The sequence below is a fragment of the Serratia fonticola genome, from assembly GCF_001006005.1.
GTDB classification, from domain to species: Bacteria; Pseudomonadota; Gammaproteobacteria; order Enterobacterales; family Enterobacteriaceae; genus Chania; species Chania fonticola.
The window spans coordinates 4,155,660-4,172,892 of sequence record NZ_CP011254.1 but is presented as its reverse complement, the minus strand read 5'-3'; the positions used below and the strand labels follow the sequence as shown (position 1 = coordinate 4,172,892).

Below are 17,233 nucleotides of genomic sequence, written 5' to 3'. Positions count from 1 at the left end.
CCAGTCTAACCAGACTTGATTCAACATAACCCAAATATAGCGTGGTAATCATTGGTAACCACCAAGGCAAGCAGCACCAGCAAAATAACAATGGTTATTGAGAGGAACCACAGGGTAGCTGGATAGTCCATCGCTGTAGCCTTTTTTGCCACTTTGTCTTCTTCCTCTGGCCGGTCAGAAATCTCAGCCCCGAGCACGTTCACAGCGTATTTCTTATTCACTACAAAGCCTTTTTTGGGCAAGGTGATGATCAGATCATCCACCTCAGCAATGCTGGCAATGTTCTTGCGTAACAGGCTGATATGGTTATTGAGATTATTATTTGACGGTTTCAGACCATGATTGGACCACACCGCATCCAGCAGATAGTCACGCTCAACCCCCGCCACATTTTCTAGCATCTCAACAAATAAGCGGGCGGTGATCGCCCCGATCTCGAGTGATTCATCTGGTGATTCTTGCAAGAATAGCGTTCTTTCGTCGCTATCAAATACCAGTCCGGTATCAATGATATACTTCATATTATATTAACTTTATATTTTAGCTGCAGATAAATGATCATCTGAGGAAGATTTCATCTCAGATTTTCTACTCCACGCATCTGCGGGCAATGCGTCTCGATGAGCCAACGCCTGAACTCGCCTTTGTGCTTGAAGTTAAGCTTGTTCATCGCTTTGATTTTGTGCGCACTGACCGTTTTCTGATGTATGCCAAGTAGTTCACCAATTTCAATATTGGTGTAACCAATGGAATAATAATGTAATACGTCCTTTTCTCGCAGGGTCAATGACAGAGGTTGCCTAATCTGCGCAAACCCCTGTGGCGCGAGATAAACCTCATCAATTTGCTGCAAGAGCGTGTTGACAGATTGATTGCGCAGCAGAATTTTCATCCCCTTTTCAGGGCGATTTAAAATCAACTCAACCTCAGGCTGAATAATAAATATCACCTCAGTACTGACCATTTTCCTGGCATAGAGATATTGCGATAGATTATTGACGCCAATAAAGGCCAAATAGTAATGAACATTGGCATCAAGTGTTTCATTAACGTCAACAAAGATACCTTTTTCATTAAAGTAGTGACCCAAAATTTGCGTCAGGCCCTGCGTAAAGAACTTGTCATCGTTCGATATAAGTACTTTTATCTTCATTGTGATATAAGGTTAATTTAGCTGATGCCTAATACCATTCAATGGTGCCAAGCAGTCCGTATCACGTGCGATAAGAGAGCATTATCCAAATTTATCAATCGAGCGATATAAGGAAAGCCTTAAAGCACGCACATTGATGTTTAGATGGACAACAAGTCGAAGGGCAAGATAGGTCTTGATTATCTGACACGCCATTCCTTTGCAAACTATTACAGCCTATTAACACTGGTATTCACACCAAGACCCCCATTATGTGGGGTAGGCCAACTTGAGTTCCATCCTCCAAGAATCTTCTGAGCAAAAATTCTTCCCTGCTAATATTAATTAATGTCGTCCAGCTGTCAACGATCGTAAGAAAAGCCGCATAGATTCAATTTAACACATTGATTTTAATAAATATTCACTATAAAAACGACTCTGCAGCGCAGTGATAAATCCCTTTTTTGGTGCTTTATCACAAAACCATGGCAAAAGTAGATATAAAAACCATTATAGAAAAATTAAGTAGATTTAAAAACTAATTACATATCTTTAAATAGTTAATAAAACTAAAATCATTACCAAAAACCATTCATTTCATTAAAAATGATAAAAAAATAGCTTTAATGATAAAATTTATCTCGCCAAGAGAGACAATATAGCCTTAAGGCTTATTTAAAATAAGGGTATAAGAAGAGGGATAGCTGCCTGACAGCATGAAACTCCAAGCCTTGGCGGCTGGGGTTAATTTGTGGCACATTCAGTTTTCTCCGCGAATACGGAACCGATATAAGGTTTAAAGCCAACCGGGGCACGTTCGGTCCCCTCTCCTTTTGGGAGAGGGCGAGGAGCGTTTATTGCCGCGTGCTATCTGATCAATTCACCGAAATTCCCCACTTCTTCATTCGCGATAGCAGCGTAGTGCGTTTCAATCCAAGGCGCTGTGCGGCCCCGCGTGGCCCGGCAACCACGCCGTTGGTTTCTCTCAGCACGCGGAGCACCCGTTGGCGCTCATCTTCCTCCGGCGATACCGTTTCCGTGGCTGGTGCGGAGAGCACCATTGAGGGTTGCGAATACTGCAATTCAGGCAGCGGTAACTCAAGCACCGAGCCGCGCGTCAGCAATACCGCCCGCTCAATCACGTTCTCCAGTTCACGCACGTTGCCCGGCCACGGCATCTGGCTTAATAACCGCAGCGTTTGCGCCGGGATACTGTCGATGGTGCGTTTCATGCGGCGAGCAATTTTATGGGTCAGGAACTTCACCAGTTGGGGGATATCCTCGGGCCGTTCACGCAGCGGTGGAATGACGATCGGAAACACGTTCAGGCGATAAAACAGATCGCTGCGAAACTCACGATCGGCCACCATCTGCTGCAAATCCCGGTTGGTGGCGGCAATCAGACGGATATCGACGGAGATCGGTTTGTTGCCACCGACTCGCTCAAACTCCCGCTCCTGTAACACCCGCAGCAGCTTGGGCTGCAGCTCAATGGGGATTTCTCCCACTTCATCAAGGAATAGCGTCCCCTTCTCCGCCAGTTCAAAACGGCCCATGCGTTGGGTGGAGGCTCCGGTAAACGAGCCTTTTTCATGGCCAAACAGATCGCTTTCCAACAGGCCCGCAGGCATCACCGCACAATTCATTTTCACCATGCGCTGGTCACGCCGTTCGCTCAGGTTATGGATCGCTCGCGCTATCAGCTCCTTGCCGGTGCCAGTCTCCCCGAGGATCAGCACCGAACAGTCGCTTTTAGCCACGATTTCGACCTGTTTGAGCACCGCAGACATCCCCGCGCTGCGCCCAACAATCTCGCTCAGATCGGGATGATTGACGTTGATCTGCTCAGTCAGATACAGGTTCTCATGCACCAGACTCTCTTTGAGCCGGTTGATCTCCTGGCAGGCCAGCGCGTTATCCACCGCGATGGCAATACGCTCGGCAATTTGTTGCAGCACCCGTAAGCTGGCCGCGTTAAAGCCATCTGCCTGGCATTGCGCCAGCTTCAGCACGCCCAGCTTCTTTTGGCCGAATATCAGTGGCAATACGCACAATGCCTCGATCCTGCCCTGTGAGAGTTCAAACAGCCGACGTTCATAGCCGGAAAGCTGCTCGGCATTTTTCAGGTTCAACAGCAGCATTTCGCCGCTGCGCATCACCCGTTCGGTTAAGGTGCCTGCCAATGCCACGTTGTACTGCTGACGTTCAGCAGTATTGTTGTTCAGATAGTGGGTGGAGTAGATGGTGAGCTGCTCGGCGTGGTTACTGCGTAATACTATGCTGATGGCATCACTGTTGAAAAAGTGGTGAATTTTCTCCGAGATCTCCCCCATCACGTCATCCAGATCCAGCTTTGACAGCACCGCATTGGTGACATCCACCAAGATGCGATAGTCATCCAGCTCATGACGTAGCTGGTGCTGTTGCCGTTGCGCGTTGTCCAGCAAAACGATCTGCTGCGTAGCCAGCGCCACCAGCTCCATCAGCGTTTGCAACTGCACCAGGCTGGCATCGCTGAACGGCTCGTTTCCGCTACGCAGTAATTCACAACCACCGAGCGGCCGACCACCCGCATGTAGCGGCATCAGACAGTATTGGTTGAAGGGAGGATGCAACTTCAGGGCGCGGATTTGCGGATAGCGTTCGTGCAGCTCATCGGCCTGCCAGCGTTGGGGTAACGAGCTGTGTTGAAAGCGGCTGACCGGACCATTCACCAGCAGCGTTTCGTCCTGATAGTTTACCGGCTGCAGCGCGTGATCCAGCCCGTGAAAACTCACCCGTTCGCTATGAGGATCAAATAGCACCAACGCGACGCTGTCGGCCAGTTGCAGACGCCGCAACACCTGACGCAATTGCAGTAACAGATCGATGAAAGTATGCTGCCCGAGCAGCATGCGGGTAATTTCGAGCAGGTCTTGTTGTTCTAAGCGTACAGTCGACATGGTTTATCACTTGTCTGAGTCACGAAGATTATTGCCAGCGAACATCCTCACAAAGAGTAAGGTTTGTTAATGGTAATTTCTCCCGACCGGATCAACAAAACACCGCAACAGGAATATCATTTGCCGGGGATAGCACAATTTATCGCCGTTCCTGGTTTCCTTCGCCTGCAAGGAACAGCGCCACGTCCTGCTCCACTTCCCCCATAGCTTGCAGTGCCGACAAGGTTTCCTGTGCTTCATGCTCATCCAGGCGGCTCATGGCAAAGCCTACATGGATCAACACCCAGCTACCGATTAGCGCTTCTGGCGGTTCATCGTCCTGGCACACCAGGGCAATATTCACTTCTCGTTGCACACCGCAGACGTCGACCCAGGCGTGCTGGTGTTGGTTTTCGTCCAGCGCCACAACCTTACCGGGAATGCCTATACACATGCTTTTTCCTCTTGGTTATTCAATTTCCAGGCGCTTGAGTTGCAAGCCGTCATCCGCCTGCACTCGCAGGTTGCGCCCGCCGCATTGCGGGCAGACCAAGACCTGGGGAGCCAGCAGTTGCACATCCACCCGGCAGTCGTGGCACCAGCACTGTGCCTGTTGTTCGAGCAGATGTAACTCGCAGCCTTCGGCCAAGGTGCCGCGACAAACCATGTCAAAGCAGAACCGCAACGACTCCGCCTCCACGCAGGAAAATGCGCCGATCTCAAACCAGACGGCGGTAATGCGTCGGGCATGATTTTGCCGGGCATGTTGCTGCATGATTTCCATCGCATGATGGCACAGGGTTATTTCATGCATCTGGGCTCCGTTGTTCGGCGATTAATAACCGATGCTTCAGCTAGTGCAATTAGGGTGCCAAGGTGATCCCATCACCCTCATCCGCTTGCCATCAGGGAGAAGGCAAGCGGATGAGGGCCAAACCGTCATTTTTGCTACCGATTTCGACAAAAATGACGAAGTGACGACGCCAACCCGGGCTGAATGTGACAAATCCCCCCTCCAGCTTCGTCGTTTATGCCATTCAGCCGTTCATACGCGGTCAATAAAATTACAACAACCTGTTTTATATCCATTTATTACGCTTGGCACGTTTTATGTATAGCTAACGGCAGCACAGACTCAAAGGCTCGCCGCCTGGGGTTTAACGATGGAAGGTAATCAGGAGTGACTGATGAACAGGTTTATCATGGCCGATCCGCAAAAATGCATTGGCTGCCGTACTTGTGAGATCGCCTGCGTAGTGGCCCATAGCCAAAACCAGGATGTCTCGGCGCTGGATGCCGCCAACTTCACGCCTCGCCTGCATCTGCTGAAAGGCGGCAATGTCAGCACCGTGGTGCTGTGTCGTCAGTGTGATGATGCCCCCTGCGCCAGCGTTTGCCCCAACGGGGCCATCAGCCAGAGCGACGGCATGGTCAAGGTTGCGCAGGAACGCTGCATCGGCTGTAAAGCCTGCGGCATGGCTTGCCCCTACGGGGTGATGGAAGTGATCACCCGCCCGGTAGTCCACCATGGCAATGCCTTGATGTTCCCCGCCGCCGAGAAAGCGGAAGCACACAAGTGCGATCTCTGCACCGGACGAGCCAATGGCCCTGCCTGTATGGAGTTTTGCCCCACCGACGCGTTGCACTGCATAGACCAACAACTGCTGCAAAAAATGAATGCTGAAAAACGCCGCCGCGCCGCCCTCAGCACACTGTCGTTGGCGATGTAAGCATGAACCGCTTTCTGTTGGAGGAACGGCCATGAACCGCTTTGTTATTGCGGAGCCTCAGCACTGTATCGGCTGCAACACCTGCATGGCCGCCTGCACTGAGGTGCATAAGGCCGAAGGGCTACAGTCGCATCCCAGGCTGATGGTGACGCGCGTTGGAGAGCAAACGGCACCGATGCTTTGCCGCCAATGTGAAGATGCCCCTTGCGCGCGCGTTTGCCCGGTCAACGCCATCACGCACGGCGAGCACGCCATCGAACTGAACGAGACCCTGTGCATTGGCTGCAAGCTGTGTGGCCTGGCCTGCCCGTTCGGTGCAATCACGCCTGCGGGCAGCGGGCCAGTCAATATCCCGTCGATGTTTGAGCAGTACGTCCCGGCAGAACTACTGCCCGACGTGCCAACCAGCCCCGCAAGCCAATCGCCCTATCTGTCCTGGAATGCCGGGATCAAAACGGTGGCGGTGAAGTGCGATCTCTGCGCGTTCCTCGCCGATGGGCCGGAATGCGTGCGCATCTGCCCAACCAATGCCTTGCATATCGTCGATGAGCAGCAGCTTGAGCAGGAAGCGCAGGCCCGGCGTTTGGCGCGAGCCGGCCAGGTCGCGATCGGCTGGCCATCCTCTCCTTCTCTCGTCAGGGGGCAGAAATAAACATGGACTCTCTCACTCTACTGCTGTGGGCTTTGGTGATTTATGTCGCCGGTGGCGTGTTATCACTACTGCTGTTTCGCCGGGAGCGCCTCGCCATTTTGCTGGCAGGCATCAGCGCGATGATCGGCGGCCTGTTAGGGCTATGCAGCGCCGTTCCCGTCCTGTTAAGCGGGCAAACCCTCACCTTCTCCACCCCTGGCCTGTTCTCATTTGCCGCCTTTGTGGTGCGCATGGACTCGCTGGCGGCCTTTATGCTGGTGGTGATTTCGCTGCTGGTCACCGTTTGTGCGTTGTATTCCATCGCCTATGTGCAGGAGTATCGCGGCAAAGGCGCCGCGAGCATGGGGTTCTTTATGAACCTGTTTATCGCCTCGATGGTCGGGCTGGTGGTGATGGATAACGCCTTCTACTTCATTATTCTGTTCGAAATGATGTCGCTGGCCTCCTGGTTCCTGGTGATCGCCGATCAGGATGACGAATCCATCAGCGCCGGTTTGCTGTACTTCTTTATCGCCCACGCCGGTTCGGTGCTGATCATGATCGCCTTCTTCCTGATGTGGCGGCAGAGCGGCAGCCTGGACTTTGACTCCTTCCGTTCGCTGTCGCTCTCCCCTTGGATGGCGTCGGTGGTTTTCCTGCTTTCCTTCTTTGGTTTTGGGGCCAAGGCGGGGATGCTGCCGCTGCACAGCTGGTTACCGCGCGCCCACCCCGCGGCTCCTTCTCATGCCTCAGCGCTGATGTCCGGCGTGATGGTGAAGATCGGCATCTTCGGCATCATCAAGGTCGGGATCGACCTGCTGGGTGCCACCGAAATGTGGTGGGGCATCGTGGTGCTAGCCTTCGGCGCAGTGTCTGCAGTGTTGGGAGTGCTGTATGCGTTGGCCGAGCACGATATCAAACGCCTGCTGGCCTGGCACACGGTGGAGAACATCGGCATCATTTTAATGGGCGTGGGCGTGGCGATGGTCGGCATGGCTAGCGGACATCCGGTGATGGCGGCGTTGGGCCTGCTCGGCGCGCTATATCACCTGCTCAACCATGCGGTGTTTAAAGGTTTGCTGTTCCTGGGTGCCGGTGCCGTGATTTGGCGCGTACATACCCGCGATATGGAACACATGGGCGGCCTGGCGAAGCTGATGCCGCTCACCGGGCTGGCGTTCCTGATCGGCTGTATGTCGATCTCCGCCCTGCCGCCGCTGAACGGTTTTATCAGCGAGTGGTACACCTACCAATCGCTGTTCTCCATGAGCCACGACGGCAACTTTGTGATGCGCCTCAGCGGCCCGATTGCCATGGTGATGCTGGCGATCACCGGGGCGCTGGCGGCGATGTGCTTCGTCAAGGTCTACGGCGTCAGCTTCTGCGGCGGGCCGCGCAGTGAAAAAGCGGCGCAGGCTCGCGAAGTGCCATGGCAGATGACAGTCTCCATGCTGTTGCTGGCCCTGCTGTGCGTATTGCTCGGCGTAGGGGCCAGCGTGGTCGCTCCCATTCTGGCCCAGGTTGCCATGACGCTGGTCGGCACTCATGACGTCACCGTGGTGCAAGGCTCAATGCTGGTGCCGCAACTGGCCAGCCAGGCCATGCTGTCACCGGCGCTGACCTTTATCCTGCTGCTCGCCCTGCCGCTGATCCCATTGGCGGTGTATCTGCTGCTGAAAAGCAATCAGTCCAGCTTCCGTCGCCGTGGCGACCCGTGGGCCTGCGGCTACAACTGGGAGCAAGCGATGGCGGTATCCGCCGGGGGCTTTACCCAGCCACTGCGTGCCATGTTTGCCTCGCTGTACCGTCTGCGCAAGCAGCTCGATCCAACGCCTGTATTGTCGCGAGCACTGGAACAGACCACCGCAGGGGCAACACGCGCCGAGCCGTTCTGGGATGACTGGATCATCAATCCGCTGGTCAAGGCCTCTCAACGCCTGGGTGTACGGTTGCAGGGCATGCAGAGCGGCGACTTCCGCTTCTATTGCCTGTATGTGGTGATCGCCTTGGTGATCCTGCTGTTGCTTGTCGCGGTTTAAGGGGAAATAGCATGTCGATGCAGGAAACACCGTCGTTAATGATGGGACTCTTCGCGCTGATGCAGGCGCTGATAATGCTGGCGATCGCGCCGCTGTTCACCGGGATCTCCCGCCAAATCCGCGCCCGGATGCACTCTCGCCGTGGCCCCGGCATTTGGCAGGACTACCGCGATATGGGCAAGCTGTTCAAACGTCAGGAGGTAGCTCCGGCACAGTCGGGCGCCATCTTCCGCGTGATGCCTTATGTGTTGCTGAGCAGCATGTTGCTGGTGGCGATGACGCTGCCCATCTTCACGCGGACGTCGCCGTTTGCCGGTGCGGGGGACTTGATCACCCTGCTCTATCTGTTCGCACTGTTCCGCTTCTTCTTCTCGCTGTCTGGTCTGGATACCGGTAGCCCGTTTGCCGGGATCGGGGCCAGCCGCGAACTGACGCTGGGCGTATTGGTAGAACCTACGCTGATCCTGGCGTTGTTGGTGGTCGCGCTGATTGCCGGTTCCACCAATATCGGCACCATCAGCGCCACCCTGACCGAAGGGTGGAGCTCCCCAACGGCCACCCTGCTGGCCATGCTGGCCTGCGGTTTCGCCGCGTTTATCGAAATGGGCAAGATCCCCTTCGATGTAGCAGAGGCGGAACAGGAACTTCAGGAAGGGCCGTTGACCGAATACTCCGGCTCTGGCCTGGCGTTGGTGAAATGGGGGATCGGTCTCAAGCAGGTAGTGGTGGCCGAGCTGTTCCTGGCGGTCTTTATTCCCTTTGGCAAGGCAGTGGAGCTGACGGTGCCTGCGCTGGCACTGGCGGCAGTCATCATGCTGGCCAAGCTACTGACGGTGTTTGTCATCGCCTCCATTTTTGAAAATACCTTGGCGCGTGGGCGGTTCTTGTTGACGCACCACGTTACCTGGCTCGGTTTTGGCGTAGCGGCGCTGGCCTTTGTCTTTTACCTAACCGGTCTGTAGCCGCCAGGAAACCCATTATGGAAAATACGCTCTGTTTGCAATATACCGCCCTCGCCACGCTACTGCTGCCGTTTATCGGCGCACTGCTGACGGCCTGCGTGCCGCAACGGATGGCCAAGTGGATATGTACCCTGTTCGCGCTGTTGGCCACGCTGGGTACGGTGGTCATCGGCTGGCTATTCCTGGCCCATGGCAAGGCGGATACGACCATCACGCTGCTGCAATACGGCAACGTGGCGCTGTTCGGCTTTATCATCGATCGCATCAGCACGCTGATTGTCTTCGCGGTGGTGTTTCTTGGCCTGCTGGTCAGCCTGTATTCCACCGGTTACCTCACCACCGCCAACCGCGAACATCCCCACGAGGGCAGCAACCGCTATTACGCTTTCCTGCTGATCTTTATCGGGGCGATGGCCGGGCTGGTGATGTCCTCCACCATTCTGGGACAGTTGCTGTTCTTCGAGATCACCGGCGGCTGTTCCTGGGGGCTGATCAGCTACTACCAGACGCCGAAGGCACAGCGCTCGGCCATGAAGGCCCTGCTGATCACCCATATTGCCTCGATCGGCTTATACCTGGCGGCGGCGACGCTGTTCCTCAATACCGGCACCTTCGCCCTGAGCGCGATTGCGCAGCTCAACGGTACGGCCAGCCTGGTCGTGTTTGGCGGCATCCTGTTTGCAGCCTGGGGGAAATCGGCCCAGCTTCCGTTGCAGGCCTGGCTACCCGATGCCATGGAAGCCCCTACCCCGGTGAGCGCCTATCTGCACGCCGCCTCGATGGTGAAAGTGGGCGTCTACATCTATGCCCGTGCCATCCTGTCTGCGGATGCGGTGCCGCATATTATCGGCTGGGTCGGCATCGTTATGGCGACCATCACCCTGATTTACGGTTTCCTGATGTATCTGCCGCAAAAGGATATGAAGCGACTGCTGGCCTGGTCCACCATCACCCAGCTCTCCTATATTTTCCTGGCGCTGTCTATTTCCATCTTCGGTTCCAAAACCGCCTTTCTGGGCGGCGTGGCTTACATCTTTAACCACGCGTTTGCCAAGAGCCTGTTCTTCCTGGTGGCCGGGGCGCTGAGCTACAGCTGCGGCACCCGGATGCTGCCGCGTTTGCAGGGCGTGATGAACAAGATGCCGCTGCTGGGCGTGGGGTTCTGCGTGGCCGCGCTGGCGATCACCGGGGTGCCGCCGTTTAACGGCTTCTTCAGCAAGTTCCCGATTTTTGCCGCCGGTTTTGCACTGTCGCATGAGTTCTGGCTGATGACGCCGCTGATGGTGCTGGTGCTGATCGAGTCGGTCGCCAGCTTTGCCTGGTTCATCTATTGGTTTGGGCGCGTTATTCCTGGCAAACCCAGTGATGAGGTGGCACATGCCGCTCCGCTGCCGCTGGTGATGAGCGCGGTGTTAGTGATTCTGATCGCGATGTCGGTAGGTTCCAGCGTGATTGCCGTCGCCTGGCTTGGATAAGGGAGTTGCTTATGACTGGTTCACTTATCGTCAATAACCTCGCGGGGCTGATGATGGTCACCTCGCTGCTGGTGATTGGCGCCAAACGGCCCGTGGCCTCGTGCTGGCTCTATGCCTTGCAGTCGCTGTTATTGGTGCTGATCTTCTTGACGCTGGGGCAAACCCTGGGCGCCCACCAGCTCACGCTGTGGGCGATCAGCGCCTTTATCACCAAGGTGGTGCTGGTGCCGGTGATCATGGCCTATGCCTTTCGCAAAATGGACGATCCCTCGGCGAACGGCAGCCTGATCGGCCCGGTGATGCTGATGCTGGCCGCGGCGGTGATTGTGCTGCTGTGCTGGTTTGTAGTGGAGCCGGTGCAGGTGCCGCTGCTGGCCTCACTGAAACCGGCGCTGGCGGTATCGCTGGGGCATTTTATGCTCGGCCTGCTGTGTATCGTCACCCAACGCAACATCCTCAAACAGGTGTTTGGCTACTGCCTGATGGAAAACGGATCGCACCTGACGCTGGCGCTGCTGGCGAATCGCGCGCCGGAGCTGGTGGAAATTGGCATCGCCACCGATGCCATTTTTGCGGTGATCGTGATGGCGGTGCTGGCGCGCAAAATCTATCGCACGCTCAACACGCTGAATGTTGAACAACTGACGGCGTTGAAGGGGTGAGATGATGAGTAATACCACCATGCTGTTTCTATTACTGCTGACGCCGCTGGCCTTCTCGCTGTTGACCTTTGCCTGCCGGTTGCTGGGCAATGCGGCACGGGCCTGCGTCACGTTGTTGCACTTTGTCGGTATCATGCTGCTGCTGGCGGTTTCCCTGTGGGTGGTGATGCAGGTGTACCAGCAAGGCGATATTCTGGCCGCCGAACGCTGGCTGCATCTGGACAGCCTTAGCGCGCTGTTCCTGGCGATCCTCGGCATCATTGGCTGCCTAACCGGGCTTTACTCCATTGGCTATATGCGCCATGAGGTCGATGAAGGCGAGATTTCGGTAGCGACGCTGTGCCACTACTACGGTTTCTTCCACCTGTTCCTGTTCACCATGCTGTTGGTGATCACCAGCAATAACCTGATCCTGATGTGGGCGGCCATCGAAGCCACCACGCTCAGCTCGGCGTTTCTGGTGGGGTTGTACGGGCAGAGCTCTTCACTGGAGGCGGCCTGGAAGTACATCATTATCTGCACCGTCGGGGTGGCCTTCGGGCTGTTTGGCACCATTCTGGTTTACGCCAACGCAGCCAGCTTTATGCCCGATCCCAACGACGCCATCTTCTGGACGGAAGTGCTCAAGCACGCCACACAGTTGGATCCGATGCTGATGCATCTGGCGTTTGTGTTCATCCTGATTGGTTTTGGCACCAAAACAGGGCTGTTCCCGATGCACGCCTGGCTGCCGGACGCCCACAGTGAGGCACCAAGCCCCACCAGCGCCCTGCTCTCTGCCGTGCTGCTCAACTGCGCGCTGCTGATCATCATCCGTTACTACATCATTATCAGCACCACGCTGGGCCATGACTTTACCGGCACGCTGCTGATGGTGTTTGGTTTCCTCTCCGTCGCGGTGGCGGCCTTCTTTATTCTGGTGCAGCGCGATATCAAACGGCTGCTGGCCTATTCCAGCGTAGAGAACATGGGGCTGATTGCCGTGGCGATCGGCATCGGTGGTCCGCTGGGCATCCTGGCAGCGCTGCTGCATACCCTGAACCACAGCCTGGCAAAAACTCTGCTGTTCTGCGGTTCCGGCAACGTGCTGCTGAAGTATGGCACCCGCGATATCACCGTGGTCAAAGGGATGCTGAAATGCATGCCGTTCAGTGCCGTGCTGCTGGCCGGGGGAGCCTTGGCGCTAGGCGGTATGCCGCCGTTCAATATCTTCCTCAGTGAGTTTATGACGGTCACAGCCGGGTTGGCGGCTGGCCATATTACGTTGACCATCTTCTTGTTGCTGCTGCTGACGGTGGTATTGGCCGGGTTGGTCCGCATGGTGGCCAGCGTGCTGTTCGGCGCTAAACCCGAAGAGGTCAACAAAGGCGAACTGGGAATACTGACGACCTTACCGATGTTGATCCTGCTGGTATTGATGCTGGTGATGGGCACCCATATCCCACAACCGGTCAGCCGACTGCTGGAAAACGCGGTCCACATCGTGATGAACAACAAGCCTGGCACTCATGCCCAGCCATTGAGCTGGCCATGGGCCGTTCAGAATCAATCCTCTGCGGCCGAACCTCAGGCAGGAGAAGTAAAGTGAGCTACGAAACCCACGTTTTGACCCTCAATAACGACGAAAAACTCGGCAAAGGCTATCTGGCCAAAGTACGCGAGAAGTTCCCCTCCGCCCTGCTGGATGCCGAGTGGCAAACCGCCAATCAGGTCACCATCACGGTCAAGCTGAACTCGTTACCCGAGATTGTGGAATACCTCTATTACCAGCTAGGCGGTTGGCTACCGGTGCTGTTTGGTAATGACGAACGTACCTTGACCGGGGACTTCGCCGTCTACTACGTGCTGTCGATGGAGGAAGGGGAAAAGTGTTTTATCACCGTCAAGGCTCAGGTTAGCGCCATCACGCTGGAGTTTCCGTCGGTCACCCCACGCGTTCCCGCCGCCGTGTGGGGCGAGCGTGAAATCCGCGATATGTACGGTTTGATCCCGGTAGGGTTGCCGGACGAGCGCCGCCTGGTGCTGCCGGACGATTGGCCAGACGATCTTTACCCGCTGCGTAAAGACACTATGGATTACCGCCAGCGCCCTGAGCCAACCACCGATGTGGAAACCTACCCGTTTGAAAATGCGGCCACCGGCGAATCACGGGTGGTGCCAATCGGGCCGATGCACATCACCTCCGACGAGCCAGGGCATTTTCGCCTGTTTGTTGACGGCGAGCGCATTGTCGATGCCGACTACCGGCTGTTCTACGTGCACCGTGGCATGGAGAAACTGGCCGAAACCCGTATGGGCTATCAGGAAGTCACCTTCCTGTCCGACCGGGTCTGCGGGATCTGCGGCTTTACCCACAGCGTGGCCTACACCACCTCGGTGGAAAATGCGTTGGGGATCTATGTGCCGCCCCGCGCCCATGCCATCCGCAGCATTCTGCTGGAGGTCGAACGGCTGCACAGCCACCTGTTGAACATCGGGCTATCCAGCCACTTTGTCGGCTTCGATACCGGCTTTATGCAGTTCTTCCGCGTGCGTGAAAAATCGATGACCATGGCGGAGCTCCTGACCGGATCGCGTAAAACCTATGGGCTCAACCTGATCGGTGGCGTGCGCCGCGACATCCTGAAAGAGCAGCGGGTTAAAACCATCAAGCTGATCCATGAGATGCGCGCCGACGTGACGCAACTGGTAGAGATGCTGCTCGGCACGCCGAATATCGAGCAGCGCACCAAAGGCATTGGCCTGTTGGATCGGCAGATCGCCCGCGACTACAGCCCTGTGGGACCGATGATCCGCGCCAGCGGCTTCAAGCGCGATATGCGCTTTGACCATCCTTATGCCAACTACGGCTCGTTGCCGAAAACGCTGTTCACCTTCGACGGCTGCGACGTGTATTCACGAGTGATGGTGCGCGTACAGGAAGTGCTGGATTCGCTGGCGATGATCGAATACGGCCTGGATAACCTGCCGGGCGGCCCACTGCTCACCGAAGGTTTCCGCTACCAGCCGCACAAGTTTGCCTTGGGCTATGCCGAAGCCCCGCGCGGTGAAGATATCCACTGGAGCATGCTGGGAGATAACCAGAAGCTGTTCCGCTGGCGCTGCCGGGCGGCCACCTACGCCAACTGGCCGGTGCTGCGTTATATGCTGCGCGGCAATACGGTTTCCGATGCCCCGCTGATTATCGGCAGCCTGGATCCCTGCTACTCCTGTACCGACCGCGTCACGCTGATCGATATCAACAAGCGTAAAGCGAAGACCGTGCCGTACAAGGAGATTGAACGCTACGGGATCGAACGCACCAATTCACCGTGCAAGTGAGGGAGGCAGCATGCTGAAACTGTTTAAAACCATCCTGAAGGCCGGTGAAGTCACGGTGAAATACCCGTTTAAGCCGCTGGAGGTGTGCCCGGGTTTTCGTGGCAAGCCAGAGTACGATCCTGAGCAATGTATCGCCTGCGGCGCCTGCACCGTGGCCTGTCCGGCCAATGCGTTAACTATGGAAACCCATGAGGCCAGCGGCGAGCGCGTCTGGCAGTTGTTCATTGGACGCTGCATCTTCTGCGCACGCTGTGAAGAAGTTTGCCCGACGCGGGCGATCCGGCTGTCGGAAGATTTTGAAATGGCGGTGATGCACAAGCCCGATCTGTATATCCGCGCCACCTTTACCCTACTCAACTGCCGCAGTTGCCAGCAGCCCTTTACGCCAACCAAATCGGTGAATTACGCCTTGGCATTGCTGGCCCACGCGGGCATGGGGGCAGACAGCGTTGAGGCCTTACGGCCACAGTTCGAGACCTGCCCCGCCTGCAAGCGTAAACAGACTCTGAGCCAACATCGGCCAATGAAACTGAGCCAGCCGGCGGGAGCGAAATGATATGACGATGCCCGATATCAAGGTCAATCATCACCGCAGTACGCCGATCACCGTTGATGAGCAGACCGCCAAACTCAAAAGCAAGCTGCTGAAGGATATCAAACGCTCGGCCTATGTGTATCGCGTCGACTGCGGCGGCTGCAACGGCTGTGAGATCGAGATCTTCTCCGCCATCACGCCGGTATTTGATGCCGAGCGTTTTGGCATCAAGGTGGTCCCCTCACCGCGCCATGCCGATATTCTGCTGTTTACCGGCGCGGTCACCCGGGCCATGCGCGTGCCCGCGCTCAGAGCTTACGAGTCGGCACCCGACCCGAAAATCTGTATCTCTTACGGGGCCTGCGGCTGTGGCGGCGGGATTTTCCACGATCTGTACTGCGTCTGGGGCGGCAGCGAGTCGATCGTGCCGATTGACGTGTGGATCCCCGGCTGCCCACCGACGCCTGCCGCCACCATCTACGGCTTTGCCGTGGCCCTGGGCCTGCTGGAGCAAAAGCTGAAGGGCGAAAACCACCTTGAGCAGGTAGACGAAAAGGCAGCATTGCTGCTGCCAGGCATCCCGCTACATACCCGCGTACTGATTGAACGCGAGGCACGCCGTCTGGCGGGCTACTATCAAGGCCGCATCATCAGTGACCGTTTCCTCTCCCTGTTGGCCGGTGCCAGCATGGATGCGGCCACGTTGCGCCTGGAAGAATGGTTGCAACAGGAAGGCGATCCCCGCCTGCGCGAGATAGTCGCTTGCCTGGTTGACTGCCTGCAACAGGAGCTGCCCCATGCAAAATGAAGGTAAGGCGGTATTCTGGTCATTACGCCAGAAGTTTCTTGATAGCGATGACGATATGCCTGCCCAAGCGCAGCAGGTGATGTATTACTCGCTGGCGATTGGCCATCACGTGGGAGTGATTGACTGCCTGAATACCGAGTTAAGTTGCCCATTGCCGCAATATCAAACCTGGGTTGAGCTGTTCCCGGAGGGGGAGGCCCAACGCAAGATGCGAGGCCTGCTGACCTTTGGCGAAATCACCATCGACTCCACCCACACCAGCCTGCTGGCCAATGCCCTGGCCCCGCTGATCGATAGCCAACCGGCTCCCTTTAGCGAATGGAGTACCAAGCTGCTCGGCTTGCTCGCCGAGATTGAGCGCGAACCTGCTATCTATCTGATTGTGAAAAAGGTGACCAACCCATGAATGTCGTCCTTACCGTAGGCAATAGCATGATGGGTGACGACGGTGCTGGGCCGCTGCTGGCCGAAATGATGGCTGACGCGCCAATCGAGGGTTGGATCGCCGTCAACGGCGGTTCCACCCCCGAAAATGTCACGCATCAGATCCGCGATCTTAAGCCCAGCCGGTTGGTGATTGTCGATGCCACCGATATGGAGCTGGCTCCTGGCGAAATCCGTATCGTCAATCCTGACGATATTGCCGAGATGTTCTTTATGAGCACTCACAATATGCCGCTCAATTTCCTGATCGACCAGCTACGTGAGGATATTGAGGAAGTGATATTTCTCGGCATTCAGCCGGACGTGGTGATGTTCTATTTCCCGATGACGGAGAAAGTGACGCAGGCGGTACGGGTGATTTATCAGCGGTTATCAATATGGGATACGGGGGAAGGTTTTGAGCGGCTCTGAATAGCAGCGCCTAATACCGCAACACGAAAGCTTGAGACAGGTGGGGATCATTGCAGGTTAGCCGACCGTTGAGCGCAAGGATGCGCGATACGAGCCTCCAGGGACGGATTCACGGCGTGTCGGCGTTCTGCATGATCCCCGCCTGTAACACCATCAACCACA

17 protein-coding genes are annotated in these 17,233 nt (G+C 56.1%); 12 read left to right on the top strand and 5 right to left on the bottom strand.

Annotated elements, in window-relative coordinates; all coding sequences use genetic code 11:
• Positions 1-20: 20 nt before the first annotated feature.
• From WN53_RS26885 to hypA, 5 genes are all read right to left on the bottom strand, one after another.
• Positions 21-521 carry a winged helix-turn-helix domain-containing protein gene (locus WN53_RS26885; RefSeq protein WP_024486055.1) on the bottom strand — a complete coding sequence of 167 codons (501 nt, stop codon included), beginning with the start codon at positions 519-521 and terminating at the stop codon, positions 21-23.
• A 53-nt stretch (positions 522-574) separates the two neighbouring features.
• Positions 575-1,153: a LuxR C-terminal-related transcriptional regulator gene (locus WN53_RS18495; protein ID WP_024486056.1), complete on the bottom strand. Its 579-nt coding sequence runs from the start codon at positions 1,151-1,153 to the stop codon at positions 575-577.
• An 854-nt stretch (positions 1,154-2,007) separates the two neighbouring features.
• Positions 2,008-4,074 (bottom strand): formate hydrogenlyase transcriptional activator FlhA, encoded by a 2,067-nt coding sequence (flhA, locus tag WN53_RS18490; RefSeq protein WP_024486057.1) that lies wholly within the window; start codon positions 4,072-4,074, stop codon positions 2,008-2,010.
• A gap of 139 nt (positions 4,075-4,213) precedes the next feature.
• On the bottom strand, positions 4,214-4,507 hold the full coding sequence (hybG, locus tag WN53_RS18485; protein ID WP_024486058.1) for a hydrogenase maturation factor HybG: 294 nt from the start codon (positions 4,505-4,507) through the stop codon (positions 4,214-4,216).
• Positions 4,508-4,522: 15 nt separating this feature from the next.
• Complete coding sequence (gene hypA / locus WN53_RS18480; RefSeq protein ID WP_024486059.1) at positions 4,523-4,867, bottom strand: hydrogenase maturation nickel metallochaperone HypA; 345 nt, start codon at positions 4,865-4,867, stop codon at positions 4,523-4,525.
• 373 nt (positions 4,868-5,240) lie between these two features.
• Here hypA and hydN point away from each other — a divergent pair, with 373 nt between their 5' ends.
• Genes hydN through hycI form a run of 12 tightly spaced genes read left to right on the top strand, consistent with a single transcriptional unit; the run spans position 5,241 to position 17,071 of the window.
• Positions 5,241-5,783 carry an electron transport protein HydN gene (hydN, locus tag WN53_RS18475; protein ID WP_024486060.1) on the top strand — a complete coding sequence of 181 codons (543 nt, stop codon included), beginning with the start codon at positions 5,241-5,243 and terminating at the stop codon, positions 5,781-5,783.
• 31 nt (positions 5,784-5,814) lie between these two features.
• The gene (locus WN53_RS18470; RefSeq protein WP_024486061.1) at positions 5,815-6,435 is read left to right on the top strand and encodes a 4Fe-4S dicluster domain-containing protein; all 621 of its coding nucleotides are present in this window, start codon (positions 5,815-5,817) and stop codon (positions 6,433-6,435) included.
• 2 nt (positions 6,436-6,437) lie between these two features.
• Entirely contained in the window at positions 6,438-8,453 is a 2,016-nt protein-coding gene (gene hyfB, locus WN53_RS18465) for a hydrogenase 4 subunit B (protein WP_024486062.1), read from the top strand.
• A gap of 11 nt (positions 8,454-8,464) precedes the next feature.
• Positions 8,465-9,415 (top strand): respiratory chain complex I subunit 1 family protein, encoded by a 951-nt coding sequence (locus WN53_RS18460; protein WP_046808158.1) that lies wholly within the window; start codon positions 8,465-8,467, stop codon positions 9,413-9,415.
• Between the two features lie 17 nt (positions 9,416-9,432).
• On the top strand, positions 9,433-10,890 hold the full coding sequence (locus tag WN53_RS18455) for a hydrogenase 4 subunit D (protein ID WP_037413834.1): 1,458 nt from the start codon (positions 9,433-9,435) through the stop codon (positions 10,888-10,890).
• 11 nt (positions 10,891-10,901) lie between these two features.
• The gene (gene hyfE / locus WN53_RS18450; protein ID WP_024487063.1) at positions 10,902-11,552 is read left to right on the top strand and encodes a hydrogenase 4 membrane subunit; all 651 of its coding nucleotides are present in this window, start codon (positions 10,902-10,904) and stop codon (positions 11,550-11,552) included.
• A gap of 4 nt (positions 11,553-11,556) precedes the next feature.
• Positions 11,557-13,140 carry a hydrogenase 4 subunit F gene (locus WN53_RS18445; protein WP_046808478.1) on the top strand — a complete coding sequence of 528 codons (1,584 nt, stop codon included), beginning with the start codon at positions 11,557-11,559 and terminating at the stop codon, positions 13,138-13,140.
• The gene (locus WN53_RS18440) at positions 13,083-14,873 is read left to right on the top strand and encodes a hydrogenase large subunit (protein ID WP_174469079.1); all 1,791 of its coding nucleotides are present in this window, start codon (positions 13,083-13,085) and stop codon (positions 14,871-14,873) included. Before WN53_RS18445 ends, WN53_RS18440 begins: the two co-directional genes overlap by 58 nt.
• Positions 14,874-14,883: 10 nt before the next feature.
• On the top strand, positions 14,884-15,429 hold the full coding sequence (gene hyfH / locus WN53_RS18435; protein ID WP_024486964.1) for a hydrogenase 4 subunit H: 546 nt from the start codon (positions 14,884-14,886) through the stop codon (positions 15,427-15,429).
• A gap of 1 nt (position 15,430) precedes the next feature.
• Positions 15,431-16,216, top strand: a complete 786-nt coding sequence (locus WN53_RS18430) for an NADH-quinone oxidoreductase subunit B family protein (protein ID WP_046808157.1) — start codon at positions 15,431-15,433, stop codon at positions 16,214-16,216.
• Entirely contained in the window at positions 16,206-16,622 is a 417-nt protein-coding gene (locus tag WN53_RS18425) for a formate hydrogenlyase maturation HycH family protein (protein ID WP_024487075.1), read from the top strand. Before WN53_RS18430 ends, WN53_RS18425 begins: the two co-directional genes overlap by 11 nt.
• Positions 16,619-17,071 (top strand): hydrogenase maturation peptidase HycI, encoded by a 453-nt coding sequence (hycI, locus tag WN53_RS18420; protein WP_024487074.1) that lies wholly within the window; start codon positions 16,619-16,621, stop codon positions 17,069-17,071. Before WN53_RS18425 ends, hycI begins: the two co-directional genes overlap by 4 nt.
• The last annotated feature ends 162 nt before the right edge of the window (positions 17,072-17,233 follow it).

Coding starts and splice junctions, on each gene's coding strand:
- hybG (WP_024486058.1), bottom strand. CDS start 4,507: ATGTGTATAGGCATTCCCGGTAAGGTTGTGGCGCTGGACGAAAACCAA.
- WN53_RS18430 (WP_046808157.1), top strand. CDS start 15,431: ATGACGATGCCCGATATCAAGGTCAATCATCACCGCAGTACGCCGATC.
- flhA (WP_024486057.1), bottom strand. CDS start 4,074: ATGTCGACTGTACGCTTAGAACAACAAGACCTGCTCGAAATTACCCGC.
- hypA (WP_024486059.1), bottom strand. CDS start 4,867: ATGCATGAAATAACCCTGTGCCATCATGCGATGGAAATCATGCAGCAA.
- hyfH (WP_024486964.1), top strand. CDS start 14,884: ATGCTGAAACTGTTTAAAACCATCCTGAAGGCCGGTGAAGTCACGGTG.
- hyfB (WP_024486062.1), top strand. CDS start 6,438: ATGGACTCTCTCACTCTACTGCTGTGGGCTTTGGTGATTTATGTCGCC.
- WN53_RS18455 (WP_037413834.1), top strand. CDS start 9,433: ATGGAAAATACGCTCTGTTTGCAATATACCGCCCTCGCCACGCTACTG.
- WN53_RS26885 (WP_024486055.1), bottom strand. CDS start 521: ATGAAGTATATCATTGATACCGGACTGGTATTTGATAGCGACGAAAGA.
- hycI (WP_024487074.1), top strand. CDS start 16,619: ATGAATGTCGTCCTTACCGTAGGCAATAGCATGATGGGTGACGACGGT.
- WN53_RS18495 (WP_024486056.1), bottom strand. CDS start 1,153: ATGAAGATAAAAGTACTTATATCGAACGATGACAAGTTCTTTACGCAG.
- WN53_RS18425 (WP_024487075.1), top strand. CDS start 16,206: ATGCAAAATGAAGGTAAGGCGGTATTCTGGTCATTACGCCAGAAGTTT.
- WN53_RS18470 (WP_024486061.1), top strand. CDS start 5,815: ATGAACCGCTTTGTTATTGCGGAGCCTCAGCACTGTATCGGCTGCAAC.
- hydN (WP_024486060.1), top strand. CDS start 5,241: ATGAACAGGTTTATCATGGCCGATCCGCAAAAATGCATTGGCTGCCGT.
- WN53_RS18445 (WP_046808478.1), top strand. CDS start 11,557: ATGAGTAATACCACCATGCTGTTTCTATTACTGCTGACGCCGCTGGCC.
- WN53_RS18460 (WP_046808158.1), top strand. CDS start 8,465: ATGTCGATGCAGGAAACACCGTCGTTAATGATGGGACTCTTCGCGCTG.
- hyfE (WP_024487063.1), top strand. CDS start 10,902: ATGACTGGTTCACTTATCGTCAATAACCTCGCGGGGCTGATGATGGTC.
- WN53_RS18440 (WP_174469079.1), top strand. CDS start 13,083: ATGGGCCGTTCAGAATCAATCCTCTGCGGCCGAACCTCAGGCAGGAGA.